Origin of the sequence: Streptomyces sp. NPDC056128, from assembly GCF_042263835.1 — a bacterium.
In the GTDB taxonomy this organism is placed as follows: Bacteria; Actinomycetota; Actinomycetes; order Streptomycetales; family Streptomycetaceae; genus Streptomyces.
The window spans coordinates 26,745-40,664 of sequence record NZ_JBHJVQ010000021.1 but is presented as its reverse complement, the minus strand read 5'-3'; the positions used below and the strand labels follow the sequence as shown (position 1 = coordinate 40,664).

12 protein-coding genes and 2 pseudogenes are annotated in these 13,920 nt (G+C 69.8%); 9 read left to right on the top strand and 5 right to left on the bottom strand.

Annotated features, from left to right (window positions below; genetic code table 11):
• Positions 1–15: 15 nt before the first annotated feature.
• Positions 16–210 (top strand): annotated as a pseudogene (locus tag ACFC1X_RS29005) (hypothetical protein); the annotation flags it as partial.
• 44 nt (positions 211–254) lie between these two features.
• Here the strand turns inward: ACFC1X_RS29005 and ACFC1X_RS29000 are convergent.
• A complete protein-coding gene (locus ACFC1X_RS29000) occupies positions 255–689 on the bottom strand; it encodes a VOC family protein (RefSeq protein WP_376358867.1) in 435 nt (144 codons plus the stop codon).
• A gap of 344 nt (positions 690–1,033) precedes the next feature.
• Between ACFC1X_RS29000 and ACFC1X_RS28995 the strand changes: the two genes are divergently transcribed.
• Positions 1,034–1,639, top strand: coding sequence for an AraC family transcriptional regulator (locus ACFC1X_RS28995; RefSeq protein ID WP_376359035.1), 606 nt, complete (start codon positions 1,034–1,036; stop codon positions 1,637–1,639).
• Between the two features lie 312 nt (positions 1,640–1,951).
• Positions 1,952–2,839: a helix-turn-helix transcriptional regulator gene (locus ACFC1X_RS28990; RefSeq protein WP_376358864.1), complete on the top strand. Its 888-nt coding sequence runs from the start codon at positions 1,952–1,954 to the stop codon at positions 2,837–2,839.
• Between the two features lie 43 nt (positions 2,840–2,882).
• Here the strand turns inward: ACFC1X_RS28990 and ACFC1X_RS28985 are convergent, their stop codons facing one another.
• A complete protein-coding gene (locus tag ACFC1X_RS28985) occupies positions 2,883–3,788 on the bottom strand; it encodes a helix-turn-helix transcriptional regulator (protein WP_376358861.1) in 906 nt (301 codons plus the stop codon).
• Positions 3,789–4,046: 258 nt separating this feature from the next.
• Between ACFC1X_RS28985 and ACFC1X_RS28980 the strand changes: the two genes are divergently transcribed.
• The 6 genes and pseudogenes from ACFC1X_RS28980 to ACFC1X_RS28955 all read left to right on the top strand — a co-directional run.
• Positions 4,047–5,024, top strand: a complete 978-nt coding sequence (locus ACFC1X_RS28980) for an aldo/keto reductase (protein WP_376358858.1) — start codon at positions 4,047–4,049, stop codon at positions 5,022–5,024.
• A gap of 72 nt (positions 5,025–5,096) precedes the next feature.
• Positions 5,097–5,948: an aldo/keto reductase gene (locus tag ACFC1X_RS28975; protein ID WP_376358856.1), complete on the top strand. Its 852-nt coding sequence runs from the start codon at positions 5,097–5,099 to the stop codon at positions 5,946–5,948.
• A 291-nt stretch (positions 5,949–6,239) separates the two neighbouring features.
• A complete protein-coding gene (locus ACFC1X_RS28970; RefSeq protein ID WP_376358853.1) occupies positions 6,240–6,893 on the top strand; it encodes a 2Fe-2S iron-sulfur cluster-binding protein in 654 nt (217 codons plus the stop codon).
• Positions 6,894–6,905: 12 nt separating this feature from the next.
• Complete coding sequence (locus ACFC1X_RS28965; RefSeq protein ID WP_376358850.1) at positions 6,906–7,886, top strand: FAD binding domain-containing protein; 981 nt, start codon at positions 6,906–6,908, stop codon at positions 7,884–7,886.
• Positions 7,883–10,090, top strand: a complete 2,208-nt coding sequence (locus tag ACFC1X_RS28960) for a xanthine dehydrogenase family protein molybdopterin-binding subunit (protein WP_376358847.1) — start codon at positions 7,883–7,885, stop codon at positions 10,088–10,090. Before ACFC1X_RS28965 ends, ACFC1X_RS28960 begins: the two co-directional genes overlap by 4 nt.
• A 47-nt stretch (positions 10,091–10,137) precedes the next feature.
• Positions 10,138–10,748 (top strand): annotated as a pseudogene (locus ACFC1X_RS28955) (XdhC family protein); the annotation flags it as partial.
• 342 nt (positions 10,749–11,090) lie between these two features.
• Here ACFC1X_RS28955 and ACFC1X_RS28950 read toward each other — a convergent pair.
• The 3 genes from ACFC1X_RS28950 to ACFC1X_RS28940 form a co-directional block, all read right to left on the bottom strand.
• Positions 11,091–11,597 (bottom strand): hypothetical protein, encoded by a 507-nt coding sequence (locus tag ACFC1X_RS28950; RefSeq protein WP_376358844.1) that lies wholly within the window; start codon positions 11,595–11,597, stop codon positions 11,091–11,093.
• A gap of 34 nt (positions 11,598–11,631) precedes the next feature.
• The gene (locus ACFC1X_RS28945; RefSeq protein WP_376358841.1) at positions 11,632–12,546 is read right to left on the bottom strand and encodes an FAD:protein FMN transferase; all 915 of its coding nucleotides are present in this window, start codon (positions 12,544–12,546) and stop codon (positions 11,632–11,634) included.
• A 334-nt stretch (positions 12,547–12,880) separates the two neighbouring features.
• Entirely contained in the window at positions 12,881–13,915 is a 1,035-nt protein-coding gene (locus ACFC1X_RS28940; RefSeq protein WP_376358839.1) for a zinc-binding dehydrogenase, read from the bottom strand.
• Positions 13,916–13,920: the final 5 nt, after the last annotated feature.

Sequence of the window (13,920 nt, the reverse complement as noted above, 5' to 3'; positions counted from 1 at the left end):
CACGAGTTGTGAGGCCTGCCCGAGCCAGGGCAGCCCGTTCCCGTCCTGCCCTGTCCGGCGTCTGGCGCACATTTCGGCGAGATGCTCGAAGACTCGCGCCCTATGGTCCGCAAGGGCGGACCATAGGGCCTGCCACTCGAGGACCGGCTGCTGCTCGTTACCGCGTACTGGCGCACGAATCTCACCCTGCACCAGCTGTTCGGGGTATCGACCAGAGGCCAAGGGACTCCCCACCTCCCCTGCTCGAAGAAGGTTCAGTCGACACAGAACTCGTTGCCCTCGATGTCCAGCATCGGGATGCACGACTCGTTTTCCTCATCGGCGTACAGCGTTTGCACGTGGGTCGCACCGAGCGCGACCAGTCGTGCGCACTCTGCTTCGAGTGCGGCGAGGCGCTCGTCCCCCACGAGCCCGGTGCCGACCCGGATGTCGAGATGCACCCGATTCTTAGCAATCTTGCCTTCGGGGACGCGCTGAAAGTACAGGCGCGGGCCCACGTCTGAGGGATCACTGCAGGCGGACCATGATCCCTGCTTCTCAGGCGGAAGGGTGCGGTTGAAATCGTCCCACGTACTGAACCCCTCCGGTGGCGGCGGCATGACGTACCCCAACACTTCACACCAGAAGCGAGCGAGGCGCTCAGGCTCTGCACAGTCAAAGGTGACTTGGAACTTCTTGATCGCTGACATCGGCGCACCGTACCTCGTACCGGGGGCACCCCGCCGCTCATTTCCCGAGGCGGATCCGTCCGTCACGCGTCGCATCCTGGGCCGCCATGACACGAAGTGATCAAACCGGACGGTCCACAAGAACGACGCCCCCGCGCCGGCAGAGCACCTCAGCGCCCGATCCTGACCTACTACCTTCAGGCCAAGATCAGTTGGGGACAACCCTCAGGTGCGTGGGTCGCGAGACTAGGTTCGGAGAGCGCTCGCCTTGATGGCGTCGATCGTTTCGACCACCGAGCGCAGCGAGCCGCGGGACATGCCGCCGCCTCCGACGACCACGTGGGTGGTGGTGATCTCTTCGACCGATTCCAGGTGGTCGGCCAGCGGCGTACCTCCTGGACAGATCCGCGCCGCATCCGCTCCTCAACGACCTGCCCGAGGTCATCCACCTACCGACGCGGGTGTGGCGCCACAGGGAACTCAGCGCCGCGGTCGAACTCCTCGGCATGGAAATGGACAGAGACGCCCGCCCAGGCTCCGACACCATCCTGCTCACCCTGCTGGATCTTCTCCTGCTCTACATCCTGCGCGCGTGGTTCGAAGAACAACGCGTCTCCGGCCACTCCGCCACCGGCTGGGCCGCAGCTCTGCACGACCCCGCCGTCGCCGTAGCCCTCCGCGCCATCCACGGAGACCCCGGCCGGCAATGGACCGTCGAGGAGTTGGGCGCGCAGGCACGCCTGTCACGCGCCGCTTTCGCCCGGCGGTTCACACATCTGGTCGGCCAGCCACCGCTCACCTACCTGACATGGTGGAGGATGACCACCGCCGCCCGGCTCCTGCGCGCCTCCGACGCCCCCGTCAACACGATCGCCCAGCAGGTCGGCTACAGCTCGCAGTACACCTTCACCCATGCCTTCAAACGCCAGTACAGGTCACCGCCCGGCAGTTACCGGCACCACGCCGGCTGAAGCACAACACCCGCGTCAGAGTCTTCGAGGTTTGGCGGGCCTCTGACACGTTGGGCAACGGCACCCTCGAGGTGGTGCCTCCGTCCTCTTCGACGAGCTTCACCAGCGGGTACAGGTTGTTCCGCGCCGTGGTCGCGCTGACCGGGTGCGGAAGTCCGTCCACCTCGGCGGCGGAGACCGCGGAGCCGACCGTCTCGGCGTCAAGGGACTCGGCGAAGGCGTCCACATCGGGGCCGCCCAGTTGCCGGAGTCCCGACCACCGGACACCCGTGAGCTCCCCGTCCGCCCTGGCGAAGTGTGAAAATGGCGACTATGACACCTCAGCAGCGTGGAGGATCGGAACTGGGCCGCTTCCTGCATGCCCGGCGCGACCAGACCACCCCGGGTGACGTCGGGCTGACCGCCGGCGCGGGAACGCGGCGTACGCCCGGTCTGCGCCGTGAGGAGCTGGCCACGCTCGCCGGAGTCAGCGTCGACTACTACACGCGCCTCGAACGCGGCAAGGAGACCCGGCCCAGCCCCGCCGTGGTCGACGCCCTCGCCCGCGCGTTGAAGCTGACCGAGGACGAACACCATCACTTGCGCAGTCTCGCTGCCGGTGCGGCTGACTTCGGCCCGATGCCCACCGCTCCCCAACGAACGGTGCAGCCGCAGACGCGGCTTCTGCTGGATGCCCTGCGCCCATACCCGGCCTATGTGATCAGCCGGACCCTCGATCTGCTCGCGGTGAATCCCAGCACGCTGGCCCTGGTCGCGGGTATCTCCGACTGGCCTGCGGAGCAGCGCAACATCGCCCGGTACCTCTTTCTGCACCCTGCCGCCCGGAAGGTCTTCGCCGACTGGGACAACCAGGCCATCAGCGCGGTCGCGCGGCTGCGTGCCGTCACCGCCACGGAACCCGATGCCCGCGACCTCTCGGCCCTGATCGGCGAACTCAAGGCGGAAAGCTCTTACTTCGCCGAGCTGTGGGAACGTTACGAGGTGAAGGGCCGCCGCCAGGACGGGCAGAAGATCTTCCGCCACCCGGATGCGGGGACGATCACGCTGAGCTACCAGTCGTTGCTGATCGAAGGGTCTCCCGGTCAGCGGCTCGGTGTCTTCACGGCCGAGCCGGGTACCGCTGACCATGCGGCGATCGTCCAGCTGGACGGTGTGGCAGATCCGCGTGCCGGGCAGCCGACCGTGGAGTCCGCGAACTGACCAGGCCGAGCACCGTCGTGGCCCGTCGTGGGTCGCTCTGCGGCTACCGGGTGTGGCGGCGGGCGCTCGGTTCCCCGGATGGGGCGGTGGCTGCCGGCTCGGTGGTCATGTCCAGCAGGAGCATGGCGTCGTGGTCGGCGCCGCCGGGTTCGGTGGTGTAGGCACCGATGCGCTGACCGGCGGATCCTTCGATCTGCAAGGACTGGTAGCTCAGTGTGAGGGTGCCGACGTTCGGGTGGCGGAAGGTCTTGTCGGGCTTCCTCCGGCCGACGACCTCATAGCGTTCCCAGAGGCCGGCGAAGTGAGGGCTCTTGAGAAGGAGCTCGCCGACGAGATTGGTGAAGTCGGGTGCGTCGGGGTTGGTGCCGGCCTCGGCGCGCAGCCGGGCGACGCAGGAGCGGACCAGGTTCTCCCAGGCGGGGAACAGTTCCTCCGCGGCGGGGTGGAGGAAGAGGTAGCGAGCGAGGTTGCGCTGCTTCACCGGCCAGTCGGCGAGGCCCGCGTACAGGGCCAGGCCGCCGGGGTTCCAGGCGAGCAGGTCCATGCTGCGGCTGATGACGTAGGCCGGGTTCGGCCGCATGGTCTCCAGGAGCAGCTTCAGGTGGGGGCGGACCGTGCGGCTGGGAGGCGGAGGTGGTTCGGGGGCGTAGCGGGCGGCTCGGGCGGCGAGGTCGCGCAGGTGGTGGTGTTCGTCGTCGTCGAGCCGCAGGGCACGGGCGAGGGCGTCGACCATGGACGGGCTGGGCCGGGTCTCCTTGCCGCGTTCGAGGCGCGTGTAGTAGTCGATGCTGACGCCGGCGAGCGTGGCCAGCTCCTCACGGCGCAGGCCGGGCGTACGGCGGGTGCCGGGTCCAGGTGTGAGGCCGGCGCTCTCGGGGCTGGTCTGGGTGCGCCGCGCGTGCAGGAAGCGCGCCAGTTCGTCTCCGCCGGTGTGCTGCTCGGGTGCCATGGGTGCATTTTCTCCCCGCTGTGTCCTGGGCGGGAGCTCCCAGAGGGGCCCTGTCGCACCCCCGCAGCTCCCTCCCCTGATCGTCTCGGCCTGCCTGCGCGGCGCACACACCGGCACGGTGGAGTCCGGGCAGTCATGCGCCGCTCTCGCGGCCCTGGCGTGGCCCTGTCCCCCACCACCGCAGCTCTGTCAGGTTGCGGTCGCGCCGACGGAGCGGGGCAATGGCCAGGGGGGAGGCGGCTGTAAGAAAGGAACGCTGTGCGGCACATTCTCCTGCGTGACCTGGAGGTATCCCGGATCGGGCTCGGTGCGATGGGCATGTCCCACGGCTACGCCGGTTCCGGGACCGACGAGGGGGAGTCGATCCGCACCCTGCACCGAGCCCTGGAACTGGGTTTCACGCTGATCGACACCGCCGAGATCTACGGTCCCTACACCAACGAGGAACTGCTCGGCCGGGCGCTGAAGGGCCGCCGGGACCAAGTCGTCCTGGCGACGAAGTTCGGCATGGTCTCGCACGCCGGTGCGGGCACCGGGCACCTGGACAGCAGCCCGGACAACATCCGCACGGCCGTCGAAGGCTCACTCCACCGGCTGGGCACCGACCACATCGACCTCTGCTACCAGCACCGGGTCGACCCGGACATCCCGATCGAGGAGACGGCCGGTGCCGTGGGCGAGCTGGTCGGAGCGGGCAAGGTCCGCGCGTTCGGGCTGTCCGAGGCCGGTCCGGACACGATCCGCCGCGCGCATGCCGTGCATCCGGTGACGGCAGTGCAGTCGGAGTACTCGCTGTGGACCCGCGGTGTGGAGGAGCGGGTGCTGCCCGTGCTGCGTGAGCTGGGGATCGGCCTGGTGCCGTTCGCGCCGCTGGGGCACGGCTTCCTCACCGGCACGATCCGCTCCGCGGACGGCTTCGCCGAAGGCGACTTCCGACGCGGCAACCCGCGCTTCACCGGTGCGAACCTCCAGCGCAACCTGAAGATCGCCGACGAGGTGCAGGCGGTCGCCGCCGAGGCGGGCGCCACCCCGGCACAGATCGCGCTCGCCTGGCTGCTCGCCCAGGGCGACGACATCGCGCCCATCCCCGGCACCAGGCGCGTACACCGCGTCGAGGAGAACGCCGCCGCCGACGCTATCCGGCTGACCGCCGCGCAGCTCGACACGCTCCGCAGCCTGCCCCCGGCGGCCGGGGAAACCCATGCGGAGCCCCAGCGGAACCTGCTGGAACGCTGACCGAAGGCCCCTCTCACCACGACATTCCGAACCTCGTTCGACAATTCGAGAATTCGACCAAGGAGAACATTCATGCAGACCGTCACCCTGAACAATGGCGTCACCATGCCGATCCTCGGCTTCGGCGTGTACCAGATCCCCGCCGAGGACACCGAGCGCGCCGTCTCCGAGGCGCTGGCGGCCGGCTACCGGCTTCTGGACACGGCTGCCGCGTACGGCAACGAGGAAGCCGTCGGCCGCGCCATCAAGAGCAGCGGCGTCCCGCGTGAGGAGCTGTTCGTCACCACCAAGCTGTGGGTGCAGGATGCCCCTGCGGAGGACAACACCAACCGCGCGTTCGAGGCGTCCCTGAACAAGCTCGGCCTCGACTACCTCGACCTGTATCTCATGCACCAGCCCTTCGGTGACGTATACGGACAGTGGCGCGCCATGGAAGCCCAGAACCGCGCGGGCCGGGCCAAGGCCATCGGCGTCGCCAACTTCTACCCCGACCGCCTCCTCGACCTGATCATCAACAACGAGATCACTCCGCAGGTCAACCAGATCGAGACCCACCCCTTCTTCCAGCGCGCCGACTACCAGCACCTCATGCGCGAGCACGACGTGCAGATCCAGTCCTGGGGCGGCTTTGCCGAGGGCAGGAACGACCTGTTCGCCAACCCGCTCCTGGGCGAGATCGGCAAGGAGTACGGCAAGTCCGTCGCCCAGGTCGTACTGCGGTGGCTGACGCAGCGGGGTGTCGTCGCGATCCCCAAGTCGGTCAACCCCCAGCGGATGGCCGAGAACTTCGACGTCTTCGACTTCGAGCTCACCGACGAGCAGATGGCCCGGATCGCCACCCTGGAGGCCGGATCGTCCCTGTTCTTCGACCACCACGACCCCGAGATCGTCGCCGGGCTCGCCAAGCGCCGCCTGGACGCCTGACCCGCACTCCGGACACCTGCCAACACTCCCCGCACGCGAGTACGGCACCTCACCTGCCGGCGGATCGTTCGCCGCGCAGGCCCACTCTGGCAGCGCCGTGCTGATCCCGGATCCCGGCCGTTGCGAGAGGAGCCGTGTCACACCCCCGCTGGGCATTCCCCCGCACAGTACGGCCTGTTGCCCGACCGCGTGAGCGCCCAGGGTGGAGACAAGCGGCGTCGCCCGCGCGATCCGTGGCTGCCTCAACCGACGAGAGAGACCTCCATCTTCCCCGCGTTCGAGAGAGCGAGCATGTCCACCACCGAGCCTTCCGGCACACTCGGCCCGCACGCCGGCACAGCCGAGTCCTCTCCCGCCTCCGCACCGTCGCGTCGTGCGTTCATCGCGACGACGTCGGCCGTCGGCGGTGTCATCGCGGCGGGCGGCCTCGCCGCGGGCCCACCGCTGCTCGGAGAGGCCGTGGCCGCCGCCCCGCAGGCGCCGCGCAGCGATGTCGTCCTGACCGTCAACGGCCGCAGATACACGGTGACGATCGACAACCGGACTTCGCTCCTGGATCTGCTGCGCGAACACCTGGAGCTGACCGGTTCCAAGAAGGGCTGCAACGCCGGTGCCTGCGGGGCCTGCACGGTCCTGGTCGACGGACAGCGGGTCAACTCCTGTCTGACGCTGGCCGTCCGCCTCGACGGCGCCGAGGTCACCACCGTCGAGGGCCTGTCCGACGGGGAGCGGCTGCACCCGCTGCAGCAGGCGTTCATCGATGAGGACGCCTTCCAGTGCGGCTACTGCACACCTGGCCAGATCATGTCCGGCGTCGGTTGCATCGACGAAGGCCACACCGGGTCGCAGGACGAGATCCGCGAGTGGATGAGCGGCAACATCTGCCGCTGCGGCTGCTACCCGAAGATCGTGCGCGCGGTCGAGCAGACCGCCCGCCGGAAGTGAGGCACGGCCACCATGCACCCCTTCACCTACACCCGGGCCGACAGCACAGGTGATGCGCTGGCCGCGGGCCGCCGCGGCGGCCGGTACGTCGCCGGCGGCACCACCCTGGTCGACCTGATGCGCGAGACCGTGGAACGCCCCGACGAGCTGGTCGACATCAGCGCACTGCCGCTGCGCGAGGTCGCCGTCACCCGAGGCGGTGGCCTGCTGATCGGCGCCCTGGTGACGATGAGCCACGCCGCGGCCCATCCCAAGGTCCGCGGGCTCTTCCCGGTCGTGTCCCAGGCACTGGAGCTGAGCGCGTCGGCCCAATTGCGCAACATGGCCACCATCGGCGGGAACATCATGCAGCGCACCCGCTGCACCTACTTCCGCGACGTGACCGCCGCCTGCAACAAGCGCGAACCCGGCTCGGGCTGCGCCGCCCGCGAGGGCTACAACCGTACCCACGCGATCCTGGGCACCTCCGAGAGCTGCGTGGCCACGCACCCCTCCGATGTCGCCGTCGCCTTCGCCGCCCTGGACGCGCAGATCCACCTGCTCGGCCCCGAGGGGGGACGTACCCTGGCGTTCTCCGACTTCCTGCTCCGCCCCGGCAGAACCCCGCACCGCGAACAGACGCTGCGGCAGGGCGAGCTGATCACCGCTATGGAGATTCCGGCGCTGCCGCGTCCGCTGCGGTCGGGATATCTCAAGGTGCGCGACCGGCAGTCCTACGAGTTCGCTCTGACCTCGGCCGCCGTCGCCCTGCACGTACGACGCGGCGTGATCCGCCAGGCCAAGGTGGCTGCGGGCGGCGTGGGCACCGTGCCGTGGAAGCTGTCCGCCGTCGAGCGTGCTCTGGTCGGTCAGCGCCCCTCGGACCGCCTCTGGGCCAAGGCCGCCTCCGTCGCCGGTGAGGGCGCTCGCACGCTCAAGCACAACCGCTTCAAGGTCGACCTGCTGGAGCGGACCGTCGAACGCCAACTGCGCATCGTAGGAGAGAGCTCATGAGCCCCCAGCCGCAGGCCGCTGTCGGCGCACCGCTCTCCCGGGTCGACGGGCGCCTGAAGGTGACCGGCCGGGCGATGTACGCCGCCGATCAGCACGTCAGGGGCATGGTGCACGCCGTCGTGGTCGACAGCAGCGTCGGGCGCGGCCGGATCACCTCCATCGACACCCGCGTCGCCCTGGCCCAGGACGGCGTCCTGACGGTGATCCACCACCACAACGCCCCCAGGCTCCCGTACAACGCCAACCCCGGCTCGCTCAACCTTCCCGGTGAACGGCTTCGCGTCTTCCAGGACGACCAAGTGCACTTCCGTGGGCAGCCCGTCGCCGTCGTCGTGGCCACTTCCCTGGAAGCGGCGCAGCATGCGGCGAGCCTGGTGAAGGTCGGCTACGACAGCGAACGGCCCGCAACCGACCTCGCCGACGCCCCGGCGGCGGACAACCCCCGCACTTACGCGCGCGGCGACGCGGACCAGGCCCTGCAATCGGCCCCGGTGCGACTGGACATGACGTACCGGATGGCCCGCAACCACCACAACGCGATGGAGCTCCACGCCACCGTCGCCCGGTGGAAGGGCGGCACGCTCACGCTCTGGGACAAGACCCAGTGGGTGCAGAGCCCCCGGGCCCAGCTCGCCGCCGACTTCGGCATTCCCCCGGAGTCCATCCGAGTGCTCTCGCCGTTCGTCGGCGGCGCGTTCGGCAACGCCGCACGGGCCTGGCCGCACATCACCATCGCCGCCCTCGCCGCCCGTGAAGTGCGCCGGCCGGTCAAACTCGTCCTGACACGCGCACAGCTCTACTCCGCGGTCGGGTACCGGCCCGCCTACGAGTACGCGGTGCGGCTCGGCAGCGACCGCGGCGGGCGGCTGCGCGCGATGACCCACGTCCTACGCTCCGAGACCTCCCGCTACGAGACGTTCGTCGACCGCGGGGTCGTCTCCCCCGGGCAGATGCTCTACACCACCCCTCACGTCAGCCAGAGGGCGAGCACGGTACCGCTGGACGTGAACACCCCGACCCCGATGCGCGGCCCCGGCTACGCCACCGCCGCCTTCGCGATCGAGAGCGCCATGGACGAGCTGGCCAACGAACTCGGCATGGACCCGGTCGAGTTGCGGGAGCGCAACGAACCGGACAGCGACCAGTCCAACGACAAGCCGTTCTCCACCCGCCGCCTGCGCGAGTGCTATCGCATCGGTGCCCGCGAGTTCGGCTGGGACCGCCGCAACCCCAAGCCGCGCGCCACCCGCGACGGCGACTGGCTCATCGGCACCGGCATGGCCAACGCCCTCTACGACACACTGCGCCAGCCCGCCCAGGCCCATGTGCGCCTGAACGCCGACGGCACCGCCCGCGTCGAGACCGCGACCAGCGACATGGGCCCCGGCACCTACACCTCGATGACACAGGTCGCCGCCGACGCCCTCGGCCTCAACGTCCGCAACGTCGACTTCCGCCTCGGCGACACCGACATGCCTCCGGCCCCGATCCACGGCGGGTCGCTGACCATGGCGAGTGTCGGCTCCACCGTCCAGGACGGCTGCGACAAGCTGCGCCGGCAGGCGATCGGGCTGGCCGTCGAGGACCGGGAATCGCCGCTGTACCGGGCGGACGCCGACGACGTCGTCGTGCGGGGAGGACGCCTGCACGTGGCAGCCGATCCCGCGCGCGGCGAAACGTACCGCCGGCTGTTGGTCCGCAACCGCCGCACCCACCTGGAATCCACCGGCGCATACACGCCGCCCTCGGGCGAGGCGCGCGCGTCCATGTACGCCTACGGGGCCGTGTTCGCCGAAGTCGCCGTCGACGCGCGCCTCGGCCTGGTGCGGGTCCGCCGGATGCTCGGCGTGTTCGACGCAGGCCGCATCATCAGCCCCAAACTGGCCGACAGCCAGGCGCTCGGCGCGATGGTCGGCGGCATCGGCGCGGCTCTCCTGGAGCACACGGTGACCGATCACCGCGACGGCCGCATCGTCAACGCCAACCTGGCCGACTATCTGGTGCCCGTGAACGCGGATGTGCCCGACCTCAAGGCGATCTACGTCGATGGGCGGGACAACGAGGTGGACCCGCTCGGTGTGAAGGGCCTGGGTGAAGTGGTCCTCGTGGGCGTGGCCCCTGCCATCGCCAATGCCGTCCACCACGCGACCGGCCGACGGGTGCGGGAACTCCCGATCACCGCGGAGTCGTTGCTCGGCATCTGAGCCCGACTGCCCGGTCGGCCCCTGCCCTACCCGCCTGGAGAGCCGCCATGCTGAACATCGCGGACACCCTGCACACCTGGTGTCTCGAATCCCACCCCTTCGCCCTCGCGACCGTCGTCCAGGTCACCGGCAGCACGCCCCTGCCCGTCGGCACCTCCCTCGCGGTGAACGCCGACGGCCACGCGGCCGGAAGCGTGTCCGGCGGCTGCGTGGAGGGGGCCGCGTACGCGCTGTGCCGTCAGGTCCTCGACGAAGGAAGCGGCCCGGTCCGTACCCGATTCGGCTACTCCGACGACGACGCCTTCGCCGATGCGCGCACCTCGCGGCGGGCCGCACCGGGCTCGTCGACATCGGCGGAGACTCCGCCACGTGTCCTGAACACCTCTCGCTCCTCATTCACGTGAACGCGCCGCGTCCCCGCATGCTGATCTTCGGCGCTGTCGACTTCGCCGCCGCGCTGAGCCAGGCCGGGGCATTTCTCGGCTACCGCGTCACGGTCTGCGATGCCCGCCCGGGCTTCGCCACGGCGGCCCGCTTCCCGCACGCCGACGAGGTCGTAGCGGACTGGCCGCACCGCTACCTGGACATGGCATCCGTCGACGCCCGCACCGCCATCTGTGTCCTCATCCACGACGCCAAGTTCGACATTCCGCTGCTCCACACCCCGCCCGGCGAGTGGCACTGGCACGGCGCGGCCCGCGAGCACTACATGATCCACCTGGCGATGGTCGAAACGAACGGCGACGGCGGCGACGCGACCGAATGGGGCCGGCTGGTCACGGACGAGGAGTACGAGGGCCGGTAGGTTCTGCCGACGACGGCGCGGCGCTCCTCCGCAGGACGTACGGGAGGGGCCGCCGCTGGACGCCCCGGCGCGCATCGCGCTGATGACCGCGATCGCGTTCGTCCGCCCAAGCTGGTTCGACTACAACGACCCAGACCAGCAACGGCTCGTCATTAGGTCTCGATGTGCTGCGCGCCCTCCATGAGCGTACGGTCGTCACCGCCCGGCCAGGTCCTTGATCTCTTCGAGCGCGTCGTTGAACCCCTGGGGCGTATTGCTGTTGCCCGCCACGCGGTCCAGGCGCACGTCGTCGATGTCCCGGCCGATCACCAGCTGCGGCACCGCCTCGGCGAACCGGGTCTGCAACTCGCGGGAGGTGTCATCCGTGGCGTGCGGGGTGACCTCAACAGCGGTGATCTCACCGTCCGCAAGGGTGAGCTGGACGCCGATGCTCGAATCGCGAGTGCCGTACTCGCCGTCGACGATGTACTCGCCGTCCGAGTACGGGGCACTGCGCGATGCGGAGCTGGAGGGGCTGGAATCGCCAGAAGGGGCAGAACTCGCGGGCTGTGAGGCTTCGGATGGGTTCGTAGTGCGCGGTGAACTCGCACTGGTTTGACGTGCGTCGGGGCTGTCGGTGTCGGAGGACGAGCAGCCGGCGATGGCTGCGGTTGCGGAGAGACCCACCAACGCGGTCGTGAACGTCCTTCTGAGGGCTGGCATGTCGCGTGTGCTTCCCATTTCTTCCGTGACGTGTCTAAGGAGCTGTTCGTCGGCCGAAGAGCTCGCCCGGGAAGTCCGGTGAGATCTCGGCGCGTCCGTCGGACCGCACCCGTACGCAGGTGAAGTCGAAGGACCGTGCGAGCCGGTCCGCCCCGGTGAAGAAGAGCGCGGTCGCCAGGCCGTCGGCGAGTGCCGCCTGCTCGGCCACGACCCAGGTGGCGACCACCCGCTCGACGGGCACGGCGGTGCGCGCGTCCAGCACATGGTGCAGTCCGTCGCCCCAGGAACGGCGGTTGACGCCGGACGCGCACAGGGCCCCATCGCGGACCTCGGCCACGCCGATCACCTGACGCGCATCGAAAGGGTTCTCCAACCCGACCCGGGTGGCGCGCGGACCCCGGTGGAGCAGGTCGCCGCTCGCGTCGACCACGAAGCCGGTGTGACCGGCCTCGTCGAGCACGGCCGACACGAGATCGACCAAGTAGCCCTTGCCGACCGCTCCCACGTCGATCACCACGGGGCGCCGGGTGAGGACACACGGCCCGTCCCGCTCGACGTCGGCCGCCCAGTCCGGCCGATCGCGGGCGTGCTCGGCGCGCACTGGCCCGGGCGCGGGACGCAGCGTGTACGCGGCGTCGTAGCCGAGCAGCTCCAGATCCCTGCCCACCAGCGGGTCCATCGCGCCGTCGGTGGCGTCGTACAGACGGTCGTAGAAGTCGAACAGGGCGAGCGAGTCGTCCGGGAACGCGAACCGGCCGCCTGCGGGTGCCGAAGCGATCCGGGACACGAGGGAGTCGGGCCGGAAGCGGGAGTAGGTGGCGTCGAACCGTTCGGTCCGGTCGAGGATGTGCTGCCGCAGTTCCTGGTCCAGCGGTGCCCCGGTCTCGATCTGCCACTGTGTGCCGATCGCGTCGAAGTCGAACCTGCTGGTGGTCTCTGCCGGGCTCATCGTTCCTCCTCCCGCCTGGGTTGCCGCAGGCCCTCACCCGTTGTGCGTCCAAGGCCCGGCACAGCTGCGCCGGTGAACCGGGCGAGGGTCGGCTGATGGGCTCCTAGCTGCACGTTTGCACGCACGTGACCCGCCTACCAGGCAAGAAGGGGGCCCTGTCACACCCCCGATCGGCGTGCCCTGGACCAAGGCGTCATCACGTAGGTCGAGGTCGCTCCGCACGCGACCCCGGACGGTTTCAACGACGCCCTGGCCAAGATCAAGGCCGAGGCTTCCCGCTAGCTGAGACCCAGCAAGGTCACCTCGCGCGCGGTGACAGGGCCCGGTGCCGTCCTCAGAATCGGATGAGGGCCTTGAGGACCCGGCGGTCCGCCATGTCCCGGTAGGAGCCGGGCACGTCGTCGAGGGTGACGGTGTGATCGAAGACGCGGCCGGGCTCGATGGCGCCGGACAGGACGTCGGGCAGCAGTTCCTCGATGTAGGCGCGGGCCGGGGAGACGCCGCCGGTCAGGGTGATGTTCCGCATGATCATGCTGCCGCCCACCGGGCCTTCCTCGTACTGGGGCATGCCGAGGCGGCTGATCGTGCCGCCGTCGCATACCGCCCCGAAGGCGGTGTCGAGGGTCTGGCGGGCGCCGACCGCCTCGATGACGCGGTCGACGCCGTCTCCCGCAGTCAGGTCGCGGACGCGGGCGGCGCCTTCGTCCCCGCGTTCGGCGACGACGTCGGTAGCCCCGAACTCCCTGCCCAGGTCGGTACGGTCGGTGTGCCGGCCCATGAGCACGATCTGCTCGGCGCCCAGCCGCTTCGCGGCGATCACGGCACAGAGGCCGACCGCACCGTCACCGATGACCAGGACGCGGTCGCCGCGACGGACTCCTGCGGTGACGGCGCCGTGGTGCCCGGTGCCCATGACGTCGGACAGTGCCAGCAGCGAGGTCAGCAGCTCGGAGTCGGCGGCCACGGGCAGCTTCACAAGGGTGCCGTCGGCCTGCGGGACGCGTACGGCCTCGCCCTGTCCGCCGTCCACTCCGTCCATGCCGTACCGCCCGCCGTTGCGGCACGAGGAGTGCAGGCCCATCCGGCAGTAGTCGCAGGTGTTGTCGCAATAGGTGAACGGCGTGACCACCAGTTCGCCTGGCTTGAGGTGGGAGACGTCGGAGCCGGTCTCCTCGACCACGCCGAGAAACTCGTGGCCCATAGGGCGGCCGGTGTCGGAGGCGGGCATGGACGCGTACGGCCACAGGTCGCTTCCGCAGACACAGGACAGGACGGTGCGTACGACAGCGTCGGTGGGCTGGTGGATCTTAGGGTCGGGCCGGTCGTCGATGCGGACGTCGCCGGCTCCGTACATGACTGCTGCGCGCATGTGTG